Below are 22,118 nucleotides of genomic sequence, written 5' to 3'. Positions count from 1 at the left end.
CAACTGAGAGTATAATAGAAGTTGTTATTCAAGATACTACCCTTATGTAATAACTAACATTAACAAGCCACCAGCACACATTCACAAGTGAGTGATGACCGACCACATTCCCGTTACCGTCCTGAGTGGAAGCCTCGGGGCGGGGAAGACGACCGTTCTCAACCGCGTTCTGACCGCCGACCACGGCCTCGAGGTCGCCGTCGTCGTCAACGACATGGGTGAAGTGAACGTCGACGCCGAGCACGTCACCCAGCAGACCGACCTGGGTGGTGACGAGGAGATAATCGAGATGTCGAACGGCTGTATCTGCTGTCGGCTCCGCGGAGACATGCTCGACGAGGTCGGGCGACTCGCCGACCGACGGGAGTTCGACTACCTGCTCGTCGAGTCGTCGGGTATCTCCGAACCGATCCCGGTCGCCCAGACGTTCGCGATGGGGTTCGAGGACGCGAGTTTCGATCCCACCGGCACGTACGAACTCGATACGATGGTGACAGTGGTCGACGGCTACAGCTTCTGGGAGTCGTTCGACTCGGGGGAGGCGCTGACCGAGCCACAGTTGGCCGGCGACTCCGGACGCGTTCCCGAGGAAGTCCTGCTCGACCAGATCGAGTTCTGTGACGTCCTCCTGCTCAACAAGTGTGACCTCGTCCCGGACGACGCCCTCGAGGAGATCGAAGCCGTCCTCGAGCGCCTGCAACCGCGTGCCGAGATCGTACGCACCGAGTTCGGGGACATCGATCCGGACGAAATCCTCGGAACGGGCCGGTTCGATTTCCGCAAGGCACAGGATTCCGCCGGCTGGAAACACGAACTCCAGCACGACCACGCCCACGATCCACAGGAAGAACACGGCGTCACGTCGTTCGTCTACCAGCGCGATCGGCCGTTTCACCCCGAACGAATCGCCGCGCTCCTCTCGGAGCTCCCGGACGAACTCGTCCGCGCGAAGGGCTTTTTCTGGAGTGCCGGCCGGGAGGACGTCGCGATGGGGATCGATAAAGCGGGGAGTTCGGTCCGTGCAGGCCCCTCCGGCCAGTGGCTCGCCACGCTCCCCGAACGCCAGCGAAAGCAGTACTTCGCCGCCAGGCCGGGACTCGAGGACGACTGGAACGACGAGTGGGGCGATCGGATGACCCGACTCGTCTTCATCGGTCGCGAGTTCGACGAGGATCCGCTGATCGACCGTCTCGACGACTGCGTTCTCACCGACGCCGAAATGGAGGAGAGCTGGGACGCCTACCCCGATCCGTTCGAACCGCAAGAGAGACAGGAACTCGCGCTCACGTCCGACTAGATGCCGATCCCGGTCACCATCCTCTGTGGCGAACTCGGCGCGGGGAAGACGACGCTGCTCTCGGAGCTCCTCGAATCGAGCGACCGAGAGATCGCGCTCGTCGTCAACGACGTCGGTTCGGTGAACGTCGACGCCGACCTCGTGGAGGCGCGAACCGACCTCTCGACCGGCGAGGAGGTCCTCGCCCTCGAGAACGGCTGTATCTGCTGTAGTCTGAGCGGCGACCTCTCGCGGTCGGTGATACGGCTCCAGCGCGAGCGTTCGTTCGACCACCTCGTCGTCGAGGCCTCCGGCGTCGGCGAGCCGGAACCGATCGCTCGACAGTTCGTCCGCGGACCCGCCGCCGGCGTGTACGATCTCGAGTCGGTCGTCACCGTCGTCGACGCGCGCCGGTTTCACGATCGGTTCGCGGCCCGCGAGCGAGACGGCGTGCCCGCGATCGAAGGCCCCGACGAATCCGGCACGCGGCCGCTCGCCGATCTCGTCCTCGAGCAGGTGGAGTTCTGTAACCTCCTCGTGCTCAACAAGTGCGATCTGGTGACCGGGGCCGAACGCGAGCGCGCGGTCGCGCTGCTCGAGACGCTCCAGCCGCGGGCGGAGGTCGTGACGACCGAGTTCGGAGTCGTCGACCCCGACGGCGTCCTCGGGACCGATCGCTTCGACCTCGAGACAGCCGCCGAATCGGCGGGCTGGAAACGCGTGCTCGAGGACGAAACGGCCGGCCACGATCACGGCGACGGCGACGATCACGGCGACCCCGATCGTACGCACGCCGAAGACCGCGGTCACGAACACGCCCACGACGGCCACGAGCATACCCACGATCACGAACACAGCTGTGACGACCGAGGTCACGAGCATACCCACGATCACGACGACGGCGACGATCACGGGGACCACGATCACGCGCATCCGCCCGAGGAGTACGGCATCGATGTCGACGCCTACCGACGTCGACGACCGTTTCACCCCGGACGGTTCGCGACACTCCTCGCCGACCTGCCGGACGGACTCGTGCGCGCGAAGGGACTGTGCTGGATCGCCGGCCGCGAGCGCCAGGCGATCACGATGAGTTTCGCCGGCTCGGAGACCTCCCTCGAGGTCACGGGCCGCTGGATCGCCAGCCTCTCCGAGCAGCGCCAGGAGCGCTACCGTTCCGGCCAGCCCGACCTCGAGTGGGACGAGGAGTGGGGCGACCGCGAGACGCGGCTGGCGCTCATCGGCCGCGGCCTCGAGATGGACGCACTGATCGAGCGGCTCGACGACTGTCTGCTCACCGACGCCGAGATGGACGCCGACTGGGCGGCGTTCGAAACCGACGCGCCGACGGCGATGGGCGAAACCGTCACCGTGTCGACGGACGAACGCGATGGACTGTCCGAGAATCGCTAGCAATTATCGCCCTCGAGCATACAGACCAACACGGTAACAGAGATGACGAGCAACAGAGAAGACAGACGGAGCACTGACGACCACGGCCACGACATCATCGACCCGCTGTACGTCGGTATCGTGACCGTCTCGAGTTCGCGCGCACAGGCGGCCGAAGCGGATCCCGATGATCCGGGCGGCGACGTCATCCAGGAGTGTTTCGAGGCCGAGGGCCACGAAGTACAAGAGCGTCTGCTCGTCCAGGACGACTACTCGGCGATCCGGACTGCGGTCCGCGGACTGGTCGCACGCCGAGACGTCGACGTCGTCGTCACGACCGGCGGAACCGGCGTCACGGCCGACGACGTCTCCCCCGAGGCCACCTCGTCGCTGTTCGAGCGCGACCTGCCCGGCTTCGGCGAACGCTTCCGCGCGCTCTCGTGGGAGGAGATCGGGACTCGAGCGATCGCCTCGCGCGCGACGGCGGGAATCGCCGTCGACACGCCGGTGTTTTGCATCCCGGGGAGTACGGGCGCGTGTCAGACCGCCTGCGAGAAACTGATCGTTCCCGAAACGCCTCATCTCGCCGGTCTGGCGACGAGCCACCGTGCGGACGTGACCGAGGGGGCGTTGTCCGATTACGGCGAGGAGTGACGACAGGCCACGATCGCACCGCGAAACGGCGTCCGATCACTTTCACTCCGGTGGCGGCAGTTTAAATAGTATTGGGAGCGAACGTCGGTATGCCTCCCAGTGAAACGCAAGAGGAGGCGTGGCACAATGAGCGACGTACGACAGCACGCGGACGACATACACGAGCAGTTTTCAGACCACATCGACGTCAGCGTCGACGACGTCGAGGAGCGCCTGCACACCCTCGTCGACGAGTACAAGGTACCCATCGACGAGGCACGCCGGAGCGTCACCAACCACTACTTAGAGGAGGCGGGCCTCGAGCGCGAGGACATCTCCAGCGGCTCGAGCGAACACGTCAACGTCGAGGACGTCGACGAACCGGAGCAGTGGGTCGACCTCACGGCGAAGGTCATCGAACTCTGGGACCCACGCAGCGACTCGGTCGCCCAGGTCGGCCTGCTGGGGGATCCGACGGGGACGATCAAGTTCACCAAGTGGGCGAAATCCGACCTGCCCGCGCTCGAGGAAGGCGGCGTCTACGACCTTCGAAACGTCGTCACCGACGAGTACCAGGGCCGGTACTCGGTCAAACTCAACTCGACGACGGTGATCGAGGAACTCGAGGAGGACATCGAAGTCGGCGACGACACCAGCGAGATCGAAGGCGCGCTCGTCGACATGCAAAGCGGCAGCGGCCTCATCAAACGCTGTCCGAAAGAGGACTGCACGCGCGTCCTCCAGAACGGCCGGTGTAACGAACACGGCGAGGTCGAAGGCGAGTTCGACCTCCGGATCAAAGCCGTCGTCGACGACGGTATCGACGCCCACGAAGTCATCTTCGACAAGGAAGCCACCGAGGACCTCACGGGGCTTTCCCTCGAGGAGGCAAAGGAGATGGCGATGGACGCGCTCGATACGACGATCGTCGCGGACGAAATCGCCGACGACATCGTCGGCACTTACTACCGCATCGAGGGGCCGACGTTCGGCCGATACGTGCTGGCCGACGACGTCACCGAACTCGACGGGCCGGTGGATGCAGAACAGTTGCTGATCAAAGCGAGGTCGATGTGACATGAGCCAGGCAGAACTCACCCGCGAAGTCGCTCGCCGCGTCTTCGCCTCCGAATTCAACGATTCGACGTACGCATTCAAAGAGTCAGACGACGAGCGCGCACCGAACTACGCGTTGCTCCCGACCGGCGACCGCGCCAACCGCGTGTTCGTCGCCGGCACCCTCACCGAAACCGAGGACGTCGGCGAGGAAAGCGAGTACTGGCGCGGCCGCGTCGTCGATCCGACCGGGACGTTCTTCGTCTACGCCGGCCAGTACCAGCCCGAAGCGGCCTCCGTCCTGCGGGATACGGAGCCGCCGGCGTACGTGGCCGTCGTCGGCAAACCCAGAACCTACGAGACCGACGACGGCACCGTCAACGTCTCGCTTCGACCCGAATCCATCTCGGTCGTCGACGACGCGACGCGGGACCGCTGGGTCGTCGAGACCGCCGAACGCACCCTCGAGCGCATCGAAGCGTTCGAGGAGTGGGAAGCCGAACAAGAGGCCCCCGAAAGCGGGTCGACCGCTCCGACCAACGAGTACGCCCAGATGGCTCGCGAACGGTACGACTCGCCGGTCGTCAACTACCGCAACGACGTGATCCAGGCCCTCGAGTCGCTCGAGGGTGCGGAGAACCCCGAACCGACCGCCTAAGTCGCCGACCGAATCGAACTCGAAACCACCACGACACACTACCGCGTTCGTTCGGCGGGTGGACCGTCGCCGGCCGACCGCCACGGGCCGGCCGGCACGAGTCTTTTTGGCGTCGATACCGACAGCGTTCGTATGACCGAACGGTCGGCCGATCACGATCACGACCGGGACACCGACGAGCCCGAGAACCAACCGCGACTCGTCGGTATCAACCACGTCGCACTCGAGGTCGGCGACGTCGACGCGGCACTCGAGTTCTACGAGTCCATCTTCACCGTCGAGTTGCGCGGGCGCTCCGAGACGAAAGCGTTCGTCGATATGGGCGACCAGTTCATCGCACTCGCCGAGACCGACGGAGCCACGGACGAAGTCGACGACGCGCGCCACTTCGGTCTCGTCGTCGACGACGCGAACCGCGTCGACCGGCGGCTCGAGACGCTGGATATCGACCGGCTCGACGTTCCGGGACTCGAGTTTCGCGATCCGTGGGGGAATCGCGTTCAGATCGTCGACTACGAGGAGATCCAGTTTACGAAAGCCGACCACGTTCTCCGCGGGATGGGCCTCGACGGGCTCGAAAAATCCGACGAAGCGATCGACGAACTCGAGGAGAAGGGGTTAGGTCCGGACTGATGACGGGAAAAGTCGTACCGTCCGACAGTATCACGACCGGGGGAGAGAACCGAGCATCGCCCGAATCGCGTCGAACTCGTCGTCCGTGACCTCGTGACCTACGTCAGGGTAGATCCGTTCGTCGACGTCTCCGCCCGCGGAGGCGAAGACGTCGGCCATCTCGGAGACGTGTGCGGTGTCGATTCTGGCGTCGTCCGCCCCACAACCGAAGAGTACCGGGGTTTCCTCGAGCGAGCCGGAGCCGGTGAGAGGATCGCGGTCGGCGGAGACGCCGGGGAGGACCCCCGAGAGGACGAAGACGCCGCCGTAGCGTCTCGGATTCCGCCGGACGAACTCCGCGACGACGCTCGCCCCCTGCGAGAAGCCACCGAGGAGCGTTCGCTCGGGCGGGACGTCGATCGCGTTGGCCGCCTCGAGTCCGGCCTCGACGCACTCGAGTGCCGAGGTGAGCCAGGGCTCGTTGTCCGCCCGGGGTGCCGTCGCCGGCCGCGGATACCAGCGACTCCGTTTGGCCTGCGGGGCGAGGAAGGCAACGCCGTGGCGGTAGATCGGCTCGAACAGGTTGCAGACGCCCTGGGCCGTCGCGCCGCGGCCGTGACAGAGTATGACGACGGCATCTGCCGCCATCGAAGGTGCACCTGCGGTACGCAGCTCCTGTCCGCCGTGAGGTCCCGAAACGGCAGCCATCGGGTAACTCGAGTCCGTCATGTGCCTTCCTCGTCGTCGGTATCAGCACCGCCCGTCTCGCCCGGCTGCTGGTCGCGCTTGTCGACCGGGGCCGACAGCGGGGGGAGCTGGCTCTCGATCAGCTCGCGGTCGTCCTCGAACCAGTCTGGGAGAGACAGCGGCAGGTGGACGCGCTCTCTCCCGTTCGTCGAATCAAGGACGTTTGCGTCCAATGGGGGGTCGGCGGCAACGCCATCGGTCTCGGTTGCGAGTTCGAAGAGGATCCCACCGGGCTCGCGGACGTACAGCGAGTGAAAGAAGTGGCGATCTTTGACCCGCGAGACGTCCCCACCGCGATCGTCGAACAGGTCGCGCCACTCGTACAGCATCTCCTCGCTTTCGACACGAACGGCGACGTGATGGATCGTCCCCGGCCCTTCACGGCCGAACGACACGCCTCGTTCGGCTTTCGTGTCGGCGGCGACAGCAGTCCGCACGTCAACGATCATCGCCCGATCGCCCGGCGCGCGATACCGGACGCGGTCATCACGTTCCTCGTCGTACACGAATCCGAGGGTCTCGAGCGTGCTCGCGGTGGCGTAGGGATTGAGCGACACCGTCGAGACGCCGTACAGATCGCGGATTGCGGCCTCCGCTGGAACGTTGCTCCCCGGCCACGGCTCGGCGACGGCGTCGCTGGCGTCGGAATCAGCAACGAGTTCGAGTCGCGTCCCGACCGGGTCTACGAGTCGAAGGAACCGGTCGGCGAATCGCTCGAGCGGACCGACGGCGTCGATCCCATCGGCCTCGAGACGGTCACGCCAGTAGGGGAGTGAGCCGTCGGGGACTCGGAAGGCAACGGCATCGACCTGCGGTTTGCCGACTCGGCCGGTGTCGGCATAGGGGTCGGGAAAACACGTAAAGACCGTTCCCGGCGTTCCTCTCGCGTCGCCGAAGTAGAGGTGATGCTGGAGAATATCCTCGAAGTTGACGGTCCGGATCACGGGTCGAAGCCCCAACACCCCTGCGTAGAAGTCGACGGCCTCCTGGGCATCTCCGACGATGCCGGTAACGTGATGAATGCCGGGCGTATCGGCGACCATGGGTGTGATTGGTCCTCGAGCGTGTTAGATCGTCCGCCCCCGGTGAGAGATTCGCCCAGTCGTTTCGTGACCGAATCGAAGACGATCGTCTGACGAACTGTTAAGTGAACGGAGGGGTCACTAGTGGGCGAATGGGCAACAAGAACAAGACGATCTCGTTTCGAGTGAACGAGGACGCCTTCGAGGCGCTTCAGGACATCGCCGAGGAGCGGGACATCTCCCTTTCGGCGGTCTTCCGGGACTACGTCGACCAGCTCGTCGACCACGACGGCCAGGTGCAGGTCGTCCCCGAGCGCGAACTCGAGGCGAGGACGGCGTCGGCGGGCGACGACGAGGACCTCTCGTTCCCGCCGACCGTCCAGGTTCCGAAGAGTTTCATCCGCGAGCACGAGCGGCTGGAACTCGAGGCGGACCACCTCCGGGAGCAACTCGACGAGTACAAGGCGTACGTCAACGACCTCCAGGACAGACTCGAGGGCGAGGAAGACGAGGTGCTGTTACTCGACGACCTCGACGGCGAAGACGACTCCTACCAGCTTCGGTGATCGAATCCGGGCGCGTCCGGCCGTTTCCCCTTCGGTTCGGCGGGTGAGTGCGCGCTATCTCGCGAGGTTCTGTTTCTCCCGTCGGATCTCGTCGGATTTCTCCGATTCGCCGTCGACGCGAGCCAGCCCCTCCGCGGCCTCGAGCGTCCGCACGCCGTCGTCGAGAAACGAGAGGACGTCTCCGGGGTAGGCATACACCAGATAGTCGTCGGTCATCACGTCGACGATGGCGTCAGGACCGAGTCCCTGTGCGCGCAACTCGAGCAGGTAGCGCATGAACTTTCGTTCCGGACAGCCACAGTAGGGGTTGTTCTCGCAATCACAATCGAGGAAGTCGCCCGCGAAATCGAGGACGCGTTCCTGGGTGGCGTCGTCGAGTTTCTCGAGGCCCTCGCCCTGGAAGAGCACGTCCAGCGTCGCTCCTTTGAACGCTCCCTTCGGAATGTTGGTCTCGAGCTGGGAGGCGAGCTGGCGGTGGTTCTTGACGTAGATTTTGTCCGTGATGGCCACGCGTTGGCGGTCGTACGACCTGGCCGGCGAAAAACGTCCCGGTCGCGAGTTCGGGGCGATCCAACGGTGTACTCGAGGGCGAAAATCGCGTCAGGCGCTCGCATGCGGCCCGCTCGAGTCGTAACGTATTTCAGGACGACCGGTCGTACGTAAGCGTGCAAGCGTGTCCGGGTTGGGGTAGTGGTTATCCTTCAGCCTTGTGGAGGCTGAGACGCGGGTTCGATTCTCGCACCCGGACTTTTTCGCGACGAAGAAGCAAGTCGTCCACTCGAGTTCGATTCTCACGCCAATGCCCCTTCCGAGACGGTACACTCGAGACCGATCCGACGGTATCGATCACGGAGACGACATCGAGCGGTCGGTGGGTGCGCCGGGAGCCGTCGCTGGCCGGACACTATCCCGATCGGCCGTCTCGAATTCGTGGTCACACTCGAGGCGGGATACGGAAGAATCCGATCGAAGCGCCAGTACCGCCGGGGAAAGTCGGCTTCGGGGAAAGCTGTCACAGCTATCGGCTCGGAACCGCTCGAGTCCGCTCGCGACGCAGCGATCGATCGGTTGCAGTGGCGATCGAACCCGTCACCAAATCATCCGGGGCACAGATCCAAATACGCCAGCACGGTAGCACGTCCCAGTGAGATGCCCCCGAAAATTCATCAAAACGGCGGTGATTCGCCGTATGTGATCGACCAGACGTACGACGACGTAACACCAGCTAGCATCGCGATTATCAAAGCGATATGTGCAGTCGAGAACGTCGACCCGGTCGACGCGCCGGACGATCTCGGCTTCACTCTCCACGATCACGTCGATCCGGAAGCGCTCGACACGATGGTCACGAACGGTACCGGCGACGTGAGTGTCGAGTTACGACTCGAGGACTATCACGTACTGGTCGAGGATACGGGGCGAATTCGCGTTCGTCTCGCGAGTGATGGATGACCACTCGAGTCGGAGCTGTGGACGCTGGGAGAGCGATCAGCGGTTGACCGTCACCTGGTCCGGCGGGTCGGATTCTGGACTGGGATCGGGGTTCCGGTCGCGGTCGGGATCGGCACCGAGGAGACGCGGGAGAGCCGTGTCGGCGAACGTCAGGCCGAGGACGAGGATGATCGGGGCGAGAAAGAGTCCGTAGAAGCCGAAGACGATCGGACCGAAGATGTACGCGAGCATCAGGAGGCCAACATGGGTCCGTTCGCCGCTGAGATATGGTCGGAGGACGAGGTCGGGGATCGTGTCGACGACGACGACCGCAAGCGCCAGAAAGCCGACGAGATAGACGATCATCGCCGAGTTTCCGTCGAGGACGAGTGGGACGGCCGCCGCGACGGCGACGGGGGCGTAGACGATCTTCATTCCGACGACCGGGATCAGGCTCGCGACTCCGGTGAGCGCACCGGCCAGTGCCGGATAGGGGATTTCGGCAGCCGACGGGACGAGTGCGTTGTAGCCCATGAACGTGACGATGGCGATCAGGGAGATGAGGATCACGTTCAACAGGTTACCGAACAACACCGCCTCGAGTTCCCTGTCGGCGGCCTCGAGGTATTCGCGGACGATGGCGTCGTCGTCGAATCGGAGCAACCACTCGTGGAACTTCGATCCGTCGATGAGGAGATAGTACGTGACGACGACGACGATCAGAAGGTTCAACAGAAGGCTCGAAACCACGCTCGTCAACATCCCGGCGTGTTCGACCGCGAAGTCGATGAACGGATCAAACGTTCCGGACTGGTAGGCACCGGCGAGACCCTGAATCGTCAGTTCTGGCGGGTTTTCGAGTCCCTGGACCCAGCTCGCGTCTTCGGGGAGCATCTCGGCAACCGGATACGTCGCGACGAAGTTGCGGACCTCGACGACGAGTAAGGCGGCGGTATAACTGCCGAGTGCGAGCAACGGCACGGCGAGAAACGAGATGACGAGGGCGGCACGGACCTGGTCCGGAACGTGAACCCGTTTGAGCTCGAGGTACTTGTAGAAGCGACGCGTCGAGTAATAGAGGAAGACAGCAACGGTGAGCGCCGCGATGAACCGGTAGGCGATGTACGCCGTCACGGCGGCGACACCGACCCCGAACAGGGTGACTACCGCTCGTTTCTCGTTCATTTTGGCGGGCTGACATCGTTAGTGGTTTCAGATAAATCATGCGGTTGGGTCGTGCCTGTGACTCGAGTCCAGAGATCGGTACTCGTGCGACGATCGTCGTCTGTTACGGCGTGACTGTGATCGGCCGGAGCCACCGAAAAACCGGTACGACAGATCGGCTGAATCGAGATCGAGACTGATCGTCGTTCGTTTCCGAAAAACAGTTCGAAACCACGGTAAGTCGCCTCCAGACTAATTACAGCGGCCTCGATGAAAGCATTAAGTCCCAGATTGCCGTCGGAAACACCCATGCGAGAGAGCGACACACCAATCGACCGACGGACCGTTCTCGGGGGCATCGGAGCCGGCGCGGTCGGCATCGCTGGCTGTCTCGGCGAGGAAGGAGACGGCCTCGAGGAGACCGACGACGATACGGAGGGAGAGACAGGCGGTGACACCGAAGCGACACAGGAGGGATCCGTCACCGTCACAGGCGTCTGGACCGAAGACGAAGAGGAGGACTTCCTCGCAGTCGTCGACCACGTCGAGGCGGAGACTGACCTCGAGATCACGTACGAGCCCCGGGATACGGAGGCGATCCTGACCGGGACCCTGATCGATTACGAGGCGGGCGTCGCCACCGCCGACATCGTCGTGATACCGTCGCCGGCTCGAGTCCAGTCCGACGCCGAGTCCGGCCATCTTGCGCCACTGACCGACACCTGGGACCCGGAAAACTTCGCGCCGGATCCGGACCTGGTGAGCGTCGACGACGAGGCCTACGCGGCCCCGTTCAAGATGGACCTGAAACCCGGGTTCTGGTACCGGCAGTCGTTTTTCGACGAGCACGGCCTCGAGGAGCCGGACGATTACGACCAGTTTCTCGACCTGCTCGAGGAGATCGACGGAATCGAGGGCGTCGAGGCACCGCTCGCATCCGGAAACGGCGACGGCTGGCCCCTGAGCGACGTCACCGAAGCGTTCATCCTCCGGCAAGAAGACGGTGACCAACTCCAGCTCGATCTCATCGACGGCGAAGCCGAGTTTACGGACGATCGCGTCGTTACTGCCTTCGAGGAGATTCAAGACCTCCTGACCGACGGCTACTTCAGCGAAGTCCGAGACTTCGGGATCCAGTACGAGTTCTTCTGGGAGAACGAGATCCCGCTTTACTTCATGGGGTCGTGGACGCCGACGTTCGGTGCGATCGAAGATCCGGAAGACCTCGACGTCTTCATGCTCCCCGGTACGGACGCGATGGTCGCCGCCGAAAACTGGTTTACGGTTCCGGAGTACGGTGACGACGTCGAAGCGGCCCAGGCGGCCGTCGAGGAGATGGTGTCGGCCGACGGCCAGGAAGTCTGGGCCGAACGCGGCGGCTTCATCGCCTCGAACCTCGACGTCCCGGAAGACGCCTACGACGTCGAGATCATGCTCGAACTCTCGGAGATGGCCGACGAGGTAGAACTCGTACCCGACCTCGACGACACGGTCGGCGACCCGTTCCAGTCGGAGTTCTGGTCGGTTCTCACCGGCTTCTGGGCCGAACCGGACCAGGACGTCGAACCGCTGCTCGACTCGCTCGACACCGTCCTCCAGGAGACCGTCGAGGAACAGGACGAGGTATAGCGTGTCGAAACGCGAGACGGGTTCCGCCGGTTCGGTCGTCGATTCCGTCGTAATCGTCGGACAGGAGCTTCGGCGGCGAAACTCGAGCGCGCTCGCGATGGACGTCCTCTATCTGTTCACCACGGCGTTTCTCGCCACGCTGGCCGCACAGGGACTCCGACCGGCGGCGGTCGCGTTCTTCCCGCTCGCGGTCTTTCTGTACTTCGCCTGGAAGTCGACGACCGCCTTCCTCGTCGCGAACCTGATCGCGATCGTCGTCGCGGTGGTCGCGACCGAGACCGGGATATCACCGCTGTGAGCACGTATTGCCGTCGAAACGTCTTGGACGGACTGTTTTGAATCAGTCCGTGACCGCCGCGACCATCCCCTGTTTGTAGTAGCGCTCGAGCATCAAGAAGAGAAAGACGGGGACGGCCATCGTCATCACGGATCCGGCCGCGACGAGTCCCCACTCGACCTGGATGCGACCGGTCATCAGCGGCAGGACCTGGGGGGCGAGGTAGAGTTCCGGTGACCGCATAAAGACCAGCGGGAAGAAAAAGGCGTTCCAGACCCAGGTGAACTGGATGACCGCCACGGAGACCAGCGCCGGCGTCGACAGCGGCAGGATGATCGTTCGGAAGATCTGGTAGCGGGACGCGCCGTCGATGCGTGCGGCTTCCTCGAGTTCTTCGGGGATGCCGAGCAAGTAGTTGCGCAAGAACAGTACGACCCAGCCCAGCCCCCAGCCGATGTGGACCAGAATCAGCCCCATGTAACTGTCGAAGAGACCGATCTCACGGAGGGTGTTGTAGTTGCCCATCGCGACCAGTTCCGGCGGTGCCGCCATCACCAGCAGGATGAAAAAGAAAAGCATCGTCTTCAGCGGGAACTCGAAGCGTGCGAAGGGGTACGCGGCCATCGCACCGAGCAACATGACGACGAGTACTGCAGGGACGGTCACGACGAGTGTGTTGAAAAGCGCCCGACCCATCGGGGCCGTCTGATAGGACCACGCCCGGCGGTAGTTCTCGAACGTGATCGTCATCCCCTCTACGTGCCACCAGCCGGCGAGAATCTCACCGAGCGGTCGAAACGAGGCCATGAACAGTCCCAGAAACGGAACGATCCAGAGAACGGCCACCGCGATGGCGATCGCGTACTTGAGCAGTCGCGGCATCGACGGGACAGCGGCAGCGATTCGCGTCCCCCAGTCGAGGTCCGGTCGGGGGGCACTCTCGGGTACCGCATCCAGTGGGATGTACTGTTCTGTGGCTCCGCCGTCCGATTTCGCGGTCGGTTCGCGCGACGTGTGAGGTTCGTCGTTCGTCATATCGAATCAGTCCATTCGGGCGATGTACAGCGCGAGCGGAGCGACGATGACCAGCTGGATCAGCGCAACGACCATCGCCTTGCCGTAGTCGATCGGCGGTTCGAACGCGGCCCTGTACACCTCGATTCCGAGCACCGAGTAGGAGTGATTCGGTCCGCCGGCGGAGCCGCCGGCCGCGTAGACGATGTCGAACACCCGCATCACCCAGATGATGCCCATGATGACGACCACGGCCGTCACGGGCCTGACCAGCGGCCAGACGATGTCCCAGAACCGTCGCCAGCGTCCGGCCCCGTCGACTTTGGCCGACTCGATCACCGATGGATCGATCGCCGCCAGCGCCGAACTGTACAGTAACATGTTGAACCCTGTCTGGACCCAGATTCCGCCGGCGATGAGGGCGTAAATCGCCACCTGTGGGGACTGCGTCCAGTTCCGGACGGACCCCTCGAGGCCGATGACTCGAAGCAGTTCGTTGAAGATTCCAGCCTGGGGATCGTAGATGAACATGAGGACCAGCCCGATGATAATCGTCGGGGTCGTAAAGCCGAGAAAGACCATCGATCGGAGGATGCGTCGCCCCTTGAGATCGGCGAACAACACCGCCATCCCGAGTCCCAGCAAGGTGCTGATCGGAACGTGAAGGACCACCCAGAGGAGATTCTGGGTGAGCGCGCCCATCGGGAACCGCCAGCGGGCGATGTTGTCCCAGTGGATGATAAGGGGGTCGGCGAACGTCCGAATCCAGTTGTCCAGTCCGACGAAACTCTCCATCGAGAACCCGTCCCACGAGAAGAAACTGCCGACGGCCGAGTAGACGATGGGACCCACCGAAAAGATCCCGAACAGGGTCAGGCCGGGAACCAGAAAGATCACGATCGCAACTGCTTTCTCCCGGTCGATTCCGGAAGCGGTGTCACGATCCGCCTCGAGGCCATCGATGTGATCTCGCAGGCTCATAGGAGCGTCAGGTGAGCAGTTCGCCGTTCTCGTCGTAGAGGTAGGCGTCGGCGTCGTCGAACGTCAGGTAGACTGGATCGTCCCGTTCGACGGACGTCGTCGGTACCTTCGCGTTGACGATCTGATCGCCGACCGCCACGTTGACGACGGTGTACTCGCCGAGCGGTTCGACGGTGTCGACCGTTCCTGCGATCGCCGTCGTCGACGCAGGTCGTTCGGTCGCGATCGAGATATCTTCCGGACGGACGCCGAGGGAGACGTCGCCGCGCGGAACGGTCTCGAGTCCGCCGACCGTCGTTTCGCCGATATCGACCGAACCCGCCTCCCCGAACGCGATCGAGCCGTTTTGGCGCGTTCCGCGCAGCAGGTTCATCGGCGGAGAGCCGATGAAGCGAGCGACCCACTCCGTCCGCGGGCGTGAGTACAGTTCCTCGGGGGGTGCGATCTGTCGGATCGTTCCACGGTTCATGACCACGACCCGGTCGGCCATGCTCATGGCCTCTTCCTGGTTGTGCGTCACGTAGATCGTCGTGATCTCGAGTTCGTCCTGTAACCGCTTCAGTTCGCTTCGCATCTCCTGGCGGAGTTTGGCGTCGAGATTCGACAGCGGTTCGTCCAGAAGGAACACCGACGGTTCGCGAACGATCGCGCGGGCCAGCGCCACGCGCTGACGTTGCCCGCCGCTCAACTCGGCGGGCGACTTCGAGGCCTGTGCTTCGATGTGCAGAAAGCGCAGCACCTCCTCGATCCGTTGGTCGCGGTCGTCGGGCGGAACGCCCTGTATCTTGAGCGGGTAGGCCACGTTCTCCGCGACGGACATGTGTGGGTACAACGCGTAGTTCTGGAACACCATCGCCACGTTTCGATCGCTAGGCGACCACCTGTCCACTCGCTGGCCGTCGAAGTAGATCGCTCCCTCCGACGGCTCCTCGAGCCCGGCGATGAGCCGAAGCGCCGTCGTCTTGCCACAGCCCGACGGTCCCAGAAAGACGAGAAACTCACCCTCCTCGACCTCGAGGTTCAGGCGATAGTTCGCGACGGTTTCCCCGTCGTCGAAGTATTTGCTCACGTTCTCCATCGAGACCTGTGTCATGTAGTACCGAATACCAGATGTCACTCCATTAATCTCACCCAACACACCATCTAAAAATCATATCTATATTACGTCTTAACCCGCGAATTTGTGCATTAATAGTACGTTCGAGAACTATTATATAATAAATCAATTATATCTCTAAGTCCATAGTCCGGTGTGGGCCGCACCCCCTCACCCTCCGTTCGTATCGACGTCCGGTTCCCCAGCAGTTTACCGTCTCGTCGTCGAGGAACACGGTATGGGGTACGAAACCGCAACGAAGACCGACGCTGAATCGGTCGTGCCGGAGGAAATCGGTGGAATGTGGTTTGTCAACTGCCACGGGCGCGGTGGCCCGTGGCTTGTCAGTGGACTCGCCGCGTCGTACCCGAAGGGTTTCGGGCGTTCACAGGTCGGCATCCCTGACTTCGGGGCCGGTTGACTGCGGCCCGTAGCCGACGACAACTGTGGGCCGCCGACCACTACCAGATTGTTGGGATGCCATCGACTAAAAGACTGGTATGGGACAGCGAGTGTCGGCTTCCTCCCCGCCCACGGTGTTGACGCAAATCTTCGATTTGCGAAAGCCGAAAACCGCAGGTTTTCGGAAGGGCGGGGAATCCGCCTTGATACCTATTTGAAAGACGAACTCGAGGCGGACCACGTCGGGTTCACGATCCTCGAACTCGAGCCCGATGGCGAGGGAAAAGAACACGACGAGACCGAAACCGGTCAGGAGGAGATCTACTACGTCGTCGCCGGGGAGATCGAGGTCGAACTGACCGACGCAGCCGAGACCGTCGCGCTCGCGGAAGACCAACTCCTCAGGCTGGACCCGGAAGTAACCCGGAAGATCGTAAACCGGGGCGAGGAACGCGCGAAGGTCGTCCTCGTCGGCGCGCCACTGTAGTCGCGTAATCGTCGACGGCCGTTCGCGCGCGAGCGACGTGGTTGACGGTTTACTGTCCGTCTTTCCGGCGCATCCGCGACCCGGAAGCGGGTGCGCCAGGACATCGGTACAGCAATCCGTATGAACCGTTTTGGCCGACAGTACGAGATCGCTTCCCCCTGGCATTGGGAGAATATGTTCGGGGAGATTCCCATCCGTTCGGGGGCACACCGTTCGAGTATGCAAACGACCGCAGTCGATCCGGACGCCGAACTCGCAGTACTCGTCGAAACGAATCTCGCGTACGCTCGTGCGTTCGAGTCTCTCGGGCTCGATTACTGTTGTGGCGGCGATCGCTCGCTCGCCGCTGCCTGCGACGAGGCGGACCTCGAACTCGAGTCCGTCCTCGAGCGACTCGAGCGCGCGAGGACGAACGACGGAGCCCCTGACGCTCGCTCGACAGAAGGCGCGGCGAACCGCGATACGGACTGGGACTCGCTCACCCAGCTCGCGAACCTGATCGTCCGGGACCACCACGAATACCTCCGCGACGAGTTACCGGAGCTTCGGGCGCTCGTCGAGAAAGTCGCCCGCGTCCACGGCGAGGGCCATCCCGAGCTTCGGGATCTCGAAGCGACGGTCGACGACCTCGCTGCGGAGATGGCAGAACACATCGTCGACGAGGAGGTGGGTGCGTTCCCGCTGATAAAGAAGGTAGACGACGACCGCCCGCTGACCGACGCCGAGGAGTCCCGCCTTCGCGAGGAGATCGACGCCCTCGAGGACGACCACGACGAGACGGCGGCCGCGCTCGAGCGCATCGTGGACCTGACCGACGGCTACGCAGTTCCCGAGGAAGCCTGCGGAAGCTACCGCAGCATGCTCGAGCGCCTCGAGCGACTCGAGCACAACACGCACCTGCACGTCCACCGGGAGAACAACGTGCTGTTCACGCGGGCGGAAACGCTGCTGGAGTGATCCGGACTGGTGTATATACTGGCCGGCTCACTCCCAGTCGATCTCCTCGCCGCGACTCGAGTCGCGGAGGATGAACGGGCCGATCGCGAGCGTCCGCTTGGCCATCGTCGCGATCCGCAGGACGAAGGCGATCAACAGGAGAAACGGGGTGACGGCGACCGTCGACGTCAGCACGACGACCCAGACGACCGAATCGATGCCGAGGATCGTCCCCGAGACGGCGTCTGCATCGAAAAACAGCAGCATCGAGATCGTGACCACCAGCGCGGGCACGGCGACGTACATCATCGCCCGCGAGAGATTGATGAGTTCCCACTGGAAGTACAGCGTCTTGAAGTGCTCGCGGGCGAGTCCGAACAGCTTCAGCGACTCGAGCAGTTCGTCGTACGCCTCGCGGGTCTCGTCGGTGAACGAGTCCGCGTGCGCGTTCTGGATGCGGCGGGCGCGGAAGATCTTCCAGGAGTAGTTGTAGTCCAGCGCGGCCTTGACGACGTCGTAGGTGCCGAACTGGGCGTCTCCGAGATCGTCGCGGATCGAGTCGGCGTGGGTCGTGAGGTTGTCGACGAAGTCGTCGACGCGCTCTTCGAACTCCTCGTCGTGACTGTCGGCAACGGCCTCTCGAAAGTCGTTGGCTCGCTCCTCCGAGGCGGCGATGATCGCCTGGACGAACGACGCGGGCTCCGGCGGACTGATCGGCGCGTCGATCGACGCCTCGACGCGCTCGCGAAAATCGAGTGCGCCCTCGAGGCGCTCGCGCTGGTCCTCGACGGCACCAAGTTCCTGCGAGAGCACCAGCGAGTTGATCGTCACGACGAGCGTGACGCCGGTGATCAACGCGGTCACGAGCGCCTGAAAGAGGGTGTGGACCGGCTCTTTCTCGCCCATCAACGCCCGTAACGAGACGGGGCTAAACTCGCTCACGAACAGGAGGCCGACGGCGACGAACACCATCAGCCCGGCGGTGACGAGCCAGCGGTTCGCGTTCAACAGGAGCTCGTGCTTCCAGGTCGGGTCGTCGCTGCGCTCGGCCATCGTATCGCTTGGCTGGGAGCCGTCGCCGCTCATCGCTCGAGGCTGGTGCTACCACGATGGGGCGGAAATAGGTATGGCAGGAATGCAATCGGAGAACCGACTCAGCCGAGATCTTCGTCGCGTTCGGACTCCCGGAGGATGAACGGACCCATCGCCAACGTTCGCTTTGCGACCGTCGCGATTCGCAGAATGTAGGTGATGAAGACGACGAACGGCGAGATGCCGACGACGAATCCCGCGCTGGTCAGCCAGACGAGGTTGTCGACGCCGAGGGTCGATCCCGGCAACGCGCTCCCGTCGACGTACATAATCATGATCGCCATCACCGTTAGCGCGGGCACCGAGATGTACAACAGCGCCCGCGAGAGGTTGATCAGCTCCCACTGGAAGTAAAGCGTCTTGAAGTGCTCGCGGGCCGGGCCGAACAGTTGCAGCGTGTCGATCATGTGGTCGATCTTCTCGCTTGCTTCCTCAGAGAGGGAGTCGCCGTGGTCCGCCCGAATCTTGCGAGCGTCGTAGATCTTCCGCGAGTAGTTGAAGTTGAGCGCGTTCCAGATCACGTCAAACGTCCCGAACTGGGCGTCCTGAAGGTCGTCCTTGACGGTCTGTGCGTTTTCGGTCGCATCGTCGACGTAGTCGGCGATCTTCTCCCGTAACTCCTCGTCTCGCCCGCCCTCCATCTCCGCCTCGAGTTCGCTCGCTCGCTCCTGGACGCCGTCGACGAGTTCGAAGAGGAACGCGGCGGGTTCGGGCGGACTCGCGTCCTCGTCGATCGTGCTTTCGACGTCCCGGCGAAACTCCATCGCGTCCTGCATCCGGTCTCGTTGCTGACCGACCGCGCCGAGTTCCTGGGACAACACGAGCTGGTTGATCGTGACGACGATCGAGGTGCCGGTGATGATCGCCCCGATGAACGCCGAAAAGAGGAACTCGATGCCGTCCTGGTTCTCGACGATCTCCCGGAGCGGCGTCAGTTCGAGAAAACTCGCGGCCACCAGGATCGCGAAGACGGCAAACAGGATGGCAGCCGTGAACAACCAGCGATTTACCTGGAGTAACAGCCACAGCCGAGGTCCCTCGAGTCGTCCCTGATCGTCCGATCCGTCGCTCGAGTCCGAGTCGCTCATCGACGGGAGAATCGACGACGCTCGCGCGTAAAATACCTGAGCCGGTGATCGACGGGTGACGACGTTCGACGGTCACGACACGGGAGAGCCAAAAGCGACGCAGGATCGGGGGGCGATCCGAATTCGGCGGCCGGTCAGTCCGATCCGGCCGGCGTCCGCGACTCCGAGTCCTCGCCGTAGGTGACGTCGAACGGCCCCTCGTCGGGGTCCTTCTGGGGAAGCATGGGCCCGACTGAGGCCGTTCGACGCGTCACGGTCGCGGTCCGGAGGATGTACGACGTGAGCAACGCGAGCGGCGAGACGACGACGGCGATGAGCGCGCTGACCACGACCGGCAGGTAGTCGGCGCTGATCGCCGGTCCGCCCAGATCGGCGTACAGGAAGCCGATGAGCATCGCCGAGAGGATCGCCGGCACGCCGCAGTAGATCGTCAACTGCGAGAAGCGGGTGAGCTCGCGCTGGAGGTACGTCGTCTTGAAGTGCTCGCGGGCGACGCTGAACGACTCGAGCGCGTCGATCAATCCATCGAGGGCCTCGCGAGCCTCGTCGGACAGCTGGTCGCCGTACCGCCCACGGAGGTGTCTGGCGGCGTACAGCTGCCAGGCGTCGTCGTAGCCGATCGCCGCAGAGACGGTCTGGAACGTGCCGAACTTCGTGTGCTCGAGCGTTTCGTCGATGCGTTCGGTGCTCTCCGTGACGCCGTTCGTGTACCGCCTCACCTGCGCCGCGAGTTCGTCGTCGTGATCGCTCGTCGCGTCGGCAAGCGTTCTGGCGCGGTCGTCGATCGCTTCGACGAGCAACTCGAGTAACCGCGTTGGCGAGGCTGGAATCGCCGCCACGCCCGTCGTCTCGGTCACGTCCTCGCGAAAGGAGAGCACGCCCTCGAGCTGTTTCTCGGACTCGCCGGCCGCGGCGAACTCACGAGAGAGGATGAGCTGGTTGATCGAGACGACGAGCGTCACGAGCGAGAAGGTGCCGGCGATCATCCCGCCGGCCAGGCGGGTAATCGAGTCGTCGTTGACGAACGAGACGACGCCGAGTGCGTTCAGGACGAGAAAGAGGAGAAACGTCACGACCGAGACGAGCGCCGCGACGAACAGACGGTCGGCCTCCACGAGAACCCAGTCACGAAGCCGCGCCCACGAGGTCATCCGTTCACCGATGTCAGCGCCGTACGACTCGTACGCCTCTTCGGCGTCGGACGAACTCATACGCTCGGCTTCGTTATCAGCGACGATAAGGCCCTGCGTTGCATATCTCGAGAGTTGATCGACGGTGTGTCCGATTGCGGCTCGAGTGCAGGGTCCAGACTCAAATGGTTCGGAGCCGTTCGACCCGTATGATCGAGCACGGCGAACGCTCCGCGGACCGACGGTTGCGGCGATGAGCCGACGCGGTTTCGAATCGTCTCGCTGCGAGCGACCGGGCCGCCGCCGCGTGCTCGCCGGCGTCGGAACGGCTGTCGCCACCCTCGCAATCGCCGGATGCAACGCCGTCGGCGGGGACGACTCCCCGGCGTACGAGGACGGCGAGGTCGGTGCGGTCGACGGCGAGGACCGCACTCCCGAGGAGACCGTCGCGGCGGCAGCGCTCGCCGAAACCGAGATCAACGAGAGCGTCACACCGCTGGATTCGCTGTCGATCGAAGCCCACGAGTTCGTCCTCGAGGACGACTTCAGAGGCCCGACGGTCCAGGGAACGGTGGAGAACGCGGGCGACGGCCGCATTCAGCTCGTCGAGGTCCGCGTTCGAACGTACGATGGAAACGGCGAGCAACTGGGGCGTTACCTCGCCACGACAGGCGACCTCGACGGCGGCGTGGCCTGGGCGTTCGAGGTGATCCTTCTCGAGTCGGTCGAGGACCTCGAGGGGTACGACGTGACGGTACTCGGGACGCCGACGTGAACGGCGTTGGGTACTGTGCCTTCACGCACGGTCGGTAGACGCGGCCGTTCCCGAAAGTCGCTATCCGTGTGCCTCCTCGAGGAACTCCCGTACCCGCTCGTTCAGTCGCTCGAGTTGCTCGACCGCGGCGGGCGGATACGTTTCGGACGGGGCCTCGAGCGCCGGCTGTTCGTCGGGATCGGGCCAGCCGACGACGATCGTTCCAACCATGCCCTCCGGTTCGTGGCGCGTACAGACGTAGTCGTAGACGCCCTCGTCGTCGAACGTTCGGTCGACGGAATCGCCGTCGTCCAACGCGCCGCTCGCCCACGGCTCGGCGGCGTCGGGAATCCGCAACTGATCGCCGTGCGTCGCCGGATGGTACGCGGTCGTGTCGTGACGACCGTCACCGACGACCCACTCGACCGTTCCGCCGTCGACGAGGTGGACCACCGGCGGATCGATCCGCTCGTCGTCCGCGGCGGTCGTCAGTTCGACCTCGACGGACGGCTCCGGATCGCCCAGTTGCGGATCGTCGTCGCCTGGTACCTCCTCGAGACAGCCGGCGAGTCCCGACGCGAGCACGGTCCCGCCGGTCGACAGCAGCGCTCCCCCGGTCGCGACCACCCGTCGCCGCGAGGTGCGTCGCCTGCCCATACTCACACCTCGAGGCGA

24 protein-coding genes, 1 tRNA gene and 1 pseudogene are annotated in these 22,118 nt (G+C 63.7%); 15 read left to right on the top strand and 11 right to left on the bottom strand.

What is annotated here, in order from left to right:
* The first annotated feature begins 94 nt into the window (after positions 1-94).
* The 6 genes from EA473_RS11550 (at position 95) to EA473_RS11525 (ending at position 5,648) form a co-directional block, all read left to right on the top strand.
* Positions 95-1,297: a GTP-binding protein gene (locus EA473_RS11550; protein ID WP_124195814.1), complete on the top strand. Its 1,203-nt coding sequence runs from the start codon at positions 95-97 to the stop codon at positions 1,295-1,297.
* Entirely contained in the window at positions 1,298-2,689 is a 1,392-nt protein-coding gene (locus EA473_RS11545) for a CobW family GTP-binding protein (RefSeq protein ID WP_124195813.1), read from the top strand.
* A 42-nt stretch (positions 2,690-2,731) separates the two neighbouring features.
* Positions 2,732-3,322, top strand: coding sequence for a MogA/MoaB family molybdenum cofactor biosynthesis protein (locus EA473_RS11540; protein WP_124195812.1), 591 nt, complete (start codon positions 2,732-2,734; stop codon positions 3,320-3,322).
* Positions 3,323-3,448: 126 nt separating this feature from the next.
* Entirely contained in the window at positions 3,449-4,378 is a 930-nt protein-coding gene (locus tag EA473_RS11535) for a replication factor A (protein ID WP_124195811.1), read from the top strand.
* 1 nt (position 4,379) lies between these two features.
* The gene (locus EA473_RS11530; RefSeq protein ID WP_124195810.1) at positions 4,380-5,015 is read left to right on the top strand and encodes an RPA family protein; all 636 of its coding nucleotides are present in this window, start codon (positions 4,380-4,382) and stop codon (positions 5,013-5,015) included.
* A 132-nt stretch (positions 5,016-5,147) separates the two neighbouring features.
* A complete protein-coding gene (locus EA473_RS11525; protein ID WP_124195809.1) occupies positions 5,148-5,648 on the top strand; it encodes a VOC family protein in 501 nt (166 codons plus the stop codon).
* 30 nt (positions 5,649-5,678) lie between these two features.
* On the opposite strand, the gene EA473_RS11520 is transcribed toward EA473_RS11525, so the two are convergent.
* Positions 5,679-6,356: an alpha/beta hydrolase gene (locus EA473_RS11520; protein ID WP_124195808.1), complete on the bottom strand. Its 678-nt coding sequence runs from the start codon at positions 6,354-6,356 to the stop codon at positions 5,679-5,681.
* Positions 6,353-7,417 (bottom strand): VOC family protein, encoded by a 1,065-nt coding sequence (locus EA473_RS11515; protein ID WP_124195807.1) that lies wholly within the window; start codon positions 7,415-7,417, stop codon positions 6,353-6,355. The genes EA473_RS11520 and EA473_RS11515 overlap by 4 nt, the downstream gene beginning before the upstream one ends.
* Positions 7,418-7,548: 131 nt before the next feature.
* Here EA473_RS11515 and EA473_RS11510 point away from each other — a divergent pair, with 131 nt between their 5' ends.
* The gene (locus EA473_RS11510; protein WP_124195806.1) at positions 7,549-7,962 is read left to right on the top strand and encodes a ribbon-helix-helix protein, CopG family; all 414 of its coding nucleotides are present in this window, start codon (positions 7,549-7,551) and stop codon (positions 7,960-7,962) included.
* 54 nt (positions 7,963-8,016) lie between these two features.
* Here the strand turns inward: EA473_RS11510 and EA473_RS11505 are convergent, their stop codons facing one another.
* Entirely contained in the window at positions 8,017-8,472 is a 456-nt protein-coding gene (locus EA473_RS11505) for a DUF5814 domain-containing protein (protein ID WP_124195805.1), read from the bottom strand.
* Positions 8,473-8,638: 166 nt separating this feature from the next.
* Here EA473_RS11505 and EA473_RS11500 point away from each other — a divergent pair.
* Positions 8,639-8,710, top strand: a tRNA-His gene (locus EA473_RS11500).
* A gap of 443 nt (positions 8,711-9,153) precedes the next feature.
* A complete protein-coding gene (locus EA473_RS11495; protein WP_243645239.1) occupies positions 9,154-9,414 on the top strand; it encodes a HalOD1 output domain-containing protein in 261 nt (86 codons plus the stop codon).
* A 36-nt stretch (positions 9,415-9,450) separates the two neighbouring features.
* Here the strand turns inward: EA473_RS11495 and EA473_RS11490 are convergent, their stop codons facing one another.
* Positions 9,451-10,578, bottom strand: coding sequence for an AI-2E family transporter (locus EA473_RS11490; RefSeq protein WP_124195803.1), 1,128 nt, complete (start codon positions 10,576-10,578; stop codon positions 9,451-9,453).
* Between the two features lie 288 nt (positions 10,579-10,866).
* On the opposite strand from EA473_RS11490, the gene EA473_RS11485 reads away from it, so the two are divergent.
* Both EA473_RS11485 and EA473_RS11480 read left to right on the top strand, forming a co-directional pair.
* Positions 10,867-12,186, top strand: a complete 1,320-nt coding sequence (locus tag EA473_RS11485; protein WP_124195802.1) for an ABC transporter substrate-binding protein — start codon at positions 10,867-10,869, stop codon at positions 12,184-12,186.
* A gap of 1 nt (position 12,187) precedes the next feature.
* Positions 12,188-12,484, top strand: coding sequence for a hypothetical protein (locus tag EA473_RS11480; protein WP_124195801.1), 297 nt, complete (start codon positions 12,188-12,190; stop codon positions 12,482-12,484).
* 42 nt (positions 12,485-12,526) lie between these two features.
* Here the strand turns inward: EA473_RS11480 and EA473_RS11475 are convergent, their stop codons facing one another.
* Genes EA473_RS11475 through EA473_RS11465 form a run of 3 tightly spaced genes read right to left on the bottom strand, consistent with a single transcriptional unit; the run spans position 12,527 to position 15,536 of the window.
* A complete protein-coding gene (locus EA473_RS11475) occupies positions 12,527-13,498 on the bottom strand; it encodes a carbohydrate ABC transporter permease (RefSeq protein ID WP_124195800.1) in 972 nt (323 codons plus the stop codon).
* A 6-nt stretch (positions 13,499-13,504) separates the two neighbouring features.
* Positions 13,505-14,458 (bottom strand): carbohydrate ABC transporter permease, encoded by a 954-nt coding sequence (locus tag EA473_RS11470; protein ID WP_124195799.1) that lies wholly within the window; start codon positions 14,456-14,458, stop codon positions 13,505-13,507.
* A 7-nt stretch (positions 14,459-14,465) separates the two neighbouring features.
* On the bottom strand, positions 14,466-15,536 hold the full coding sequence (locus EA473_RS11465) for an ABC transporter ATP-binding protein (protein WP_124195914.1): 1,071 nt from the start codon (positions 15,534-15,536) through the stop codon (positions 14,466-14,468).
* 256 nt (positions 15,537-15,792) lie between these two features.
* Between EA473_RS11465 and EA473_RS22780 the strand changes: the two genes are divergently transcribed.
* The 3 genes and pseudogenes from EA473_RS22780 (at position 15,793) to ric (ending at position 17,400) form a co-directional block, all read left to right on the top strand.
* Positions 15,793-15,975, top strand: coding sequence for a hypothetical protein (locus tag EA473_RS22780; RefSeq protein ID WP_243645237.1), 183 nt, complete (start codon positions 15,793-15,795; stop codon positions 15,973-15,975).
* A 192-nt stretch (positions 15,976-16,167) separates the two neighbouring features.
* Positions 16,168-16,443, top strand: a pseudogene (locus EA473_RS11455) (cupin domain-containing protein); the annotation flags it as partial.
* A 219-nt stretch (positions 16,444-16,662) separates the two neighbouring features.
* A complete protein-coding gene (ric, locus tag EA473_RS11450; RefSeq protein WP_124195798.1) occupies positions 16,663-17,400 on the top strand; it encodes an iron-sulfur cluster repair di-iron protein in 738 nt (245 codons plus the stop codon).
* Between the two features lie 27 nt (positions 17,401-17,427).
* Here ric and EA473_RS11445 read toward each other — a convergent pair whose 3' ends face one another.
* From EA473_RS11445 to EA473_RS11435, 3 genes are all read right to left on the bottom strand, one after another.
* Positions 17,428-18,465, bottom strand: coding sequence for a hypothetical protein (locus EA473_RS11445; RefSeq protein WP_124195797.1), 1,038 nt, complete (start codon positions 18,463-18,465; stop codon positions 17,428-17,430).
* A gap of 68 nt (positions 18,466-18,533) precedes the next feature.
* Positions 18,534-19,559 (bottom strand): hypothetical protein, encoded by a 1,026-nt coding sequence (locus tag EA473_RS11440; protein ID WP_124195796.1) that lies wholly within the window; start codon positions 19,557-19,559, stop codon positions 18,534-18,536.
* Positions 19,560-19,693: 134 nt separating this feature from the next.
* Positions 19,694-20,770, bottom strand: coding sequence for a hypothetical protein (locus EA473_RS11435; protein WP_124195795.1), 1,077 nt, complete (start codon positions 20,768-20,770; stop codon positions 19,694-19,696).
* Positions 20,771-20,942: 172 nt separating this feature from the next.
* Between EA473_RS11435 and EA473_RS11430 the strand changes: the two genes are divergently transcribed.
* Complete coding sequence (locus tag EA473_RS11430; protein WP_124195794.1) at positions 20,943-21,464, top strand: FxLYD domain-containing protein; 522 nt, start codon at positions 20,943-20,945, stop codon at positions 21,462-21,464.
* Positions 21,465-21,524: 60 nt separating this feature from the next.
* On the opposite strand, the gene EA473_RS11425 is transcribed toward EA473_RS11430, so the two are convergent.
* Entirely contained in the window at positions 21,525-22,100 is a 576-nt protein-coding gene (locus EA473_RS11425; protein ID WP_124195793.1) for a cupredoxin domain-containing protein, read from the bottom strand.
* Positions 22,101-22,118 lie beyond the last annotated feature (18 nt).

This window comes from Natrarchaeobius chitinivorans, assembly GCF_003841505.1.
Classification (GTDB): Archaea; Halobacteriota; Halobacteria; order Halobacteriales; family Natrialbaceae; genus Natrarchaeobius; species Natrarchaeobius chitinivorans.
Note: the sequence above shows the minus strand (reverse complement) of the source record. Positions and strands in the feature narration are given on the sequence as shown.

Excerpts from the sequence above, each read along its gene's own strand:
- EA473_RS11540 (WP_124195812.1), top strand. The coding sequence starts at position 2,732 with ATGACGAGCAACAGAGAAGACAGACGGAGCACTGACGACCACGGCCAC.
- EA473_RS11425 (WP_124195793.1), bottom strand. The coding sequence starts at position 22,100 with ATGGGCAGGCGACGCACCTCGCGGCGACGGGTGGTCGCGACCGGGGGA.
- EA473_RS11465 (WP_124195914.1), bottom strand. The coding sequence starts at position 15,536 with ATGGAGAACGTGAGCAAATACTTCGACGACGGGGAAACCGTCGCGAAC.
- EA473_RS11490 (WP_124195803.1), bottom strand. The coding sequence starts at position 10,578 with ATGAACGAGAAACGAGCGGTAGTCACCCTGTTCGGGGTCGGTGTCGCC.
- EA473_RS22780 (WP_243645237.1), top strand. The coding sequence starts at position 15,793 with ATGGGGTACGAAACCGCAACGAAGACCGACGCTGAATCGGTCGTGCCG.
- EA473_RS11430 (WP_124195794.1), top strand. The coding sequence starts at position 20,943 with ATGAGCCGACGCGGTTTCGAATCGTCTCGCTGCGAGCGACCGGGCCGC.
- EA473_RS11510 (WP_124195806.1), top strand. The coding sequence starts at position 7,549 with ATGGGCAACAAGAACAAGACGATCTCGTTTCGAGTGAACGAGGACGCC.
- EA473_RS11525 (WP_124195809.1), top strand. The coding sequence starts at position 5,148 with ATGACCGAACGGTCGGCCGATCACGATCACGACCGGGACACCGACGAG.
- EA473_RS11545 (WP_124195813.1), top strand. The coding sequence starts at position 1,298 with ATGCCGATCCCGGTCACCATCCTCTGTGGCGAACTCGGCGCGGGGAAG.
- EA473_RS11530 (WP_124195810.1), top strand. The coding sequence starts at position 4,380 with ATGAGCCAGGCAGAACTCACCCGCGAAGTCGCTCGCCGCGTCTTCGCC.
- EA473_RS11435 (WP_124195795.1), bottom strand. The coding sequence starts at position 20,770 with ATGAGTTCGTCCGACGCCGAAGAGGCGTACGAGTCGTACGGCGCTGAC.
- EA473_RS11470 (WP_124195799.1), bottom strand. The coding sequence starts at position 14,458 with ATGAGCCTGCGAGATCACATCGATGGCCTCGAGGCGGATCGTGACACC.
- EA473_RS11485 (WP_124195802.1), top strand. The coding sequence starts at position 10,867 with ATGCGAGAGAGCGACACACCAATCGACCGACGGACCGTTCTCGGGGGC.
- EA473_RS11520 (WP_124195808.1), bottom strand. The coding sequence starts at position 6,356 with ATGACGGACTCGAGTTACCCGATGGCTGCCGTTTCGGGACCTCACGGC.
- EA473_RS11440 (WP_124195796.1), bottom strand. The coding sequence starts at position 19,559 with ATGAGCGACTCGGACTCGAGCGACGGATCGGACGATCAGGGACGACTC.
- ric (WP_124195798.1), top strand. The coding sequence starts at position 16,663 with ATGCAAACGACCGCAGTCGATCCGGACGCCGAACTCGCAGTACTCGTC.
- EA473_RS11475 (WP_124195800.1), bottom strand. The coding sequence starts at position 13,498 with ATGACGAACGACGAACCTCACACGTCGCGCGAACCGACCGCGAAATCG.
- EA473_RS11535 (WP_124195811.1), top strand. The coding sequence starts at position 3,449 with ATGAGCGACGTACGACAGCACGCGGACGACATACACGAGCAGTTTTCA.
- EA473_RS11550 (WP_124195814.1), top strand. The coding sequence starts at position 95 with ATGACCGACCACATTCCCGTTACCGTCCTGAGTGGAAGCCTCGGGGCG.
- EA473_RS11445 (WP_124195797.1), bottom strand. The coding sequence starts at position 18,465 with ATGAGCGGCGACGGCTCCCAGCCAAGCGATACGATGGCCGAGCGCAGC.
- EA473_RS11515 (WP_124195807.1), bottom strand. The coding sequence starts at position 7,417 with ATGGTCGCCGATACGCCCGGCATTCATCACGTTACCGGCATCGTCGGA.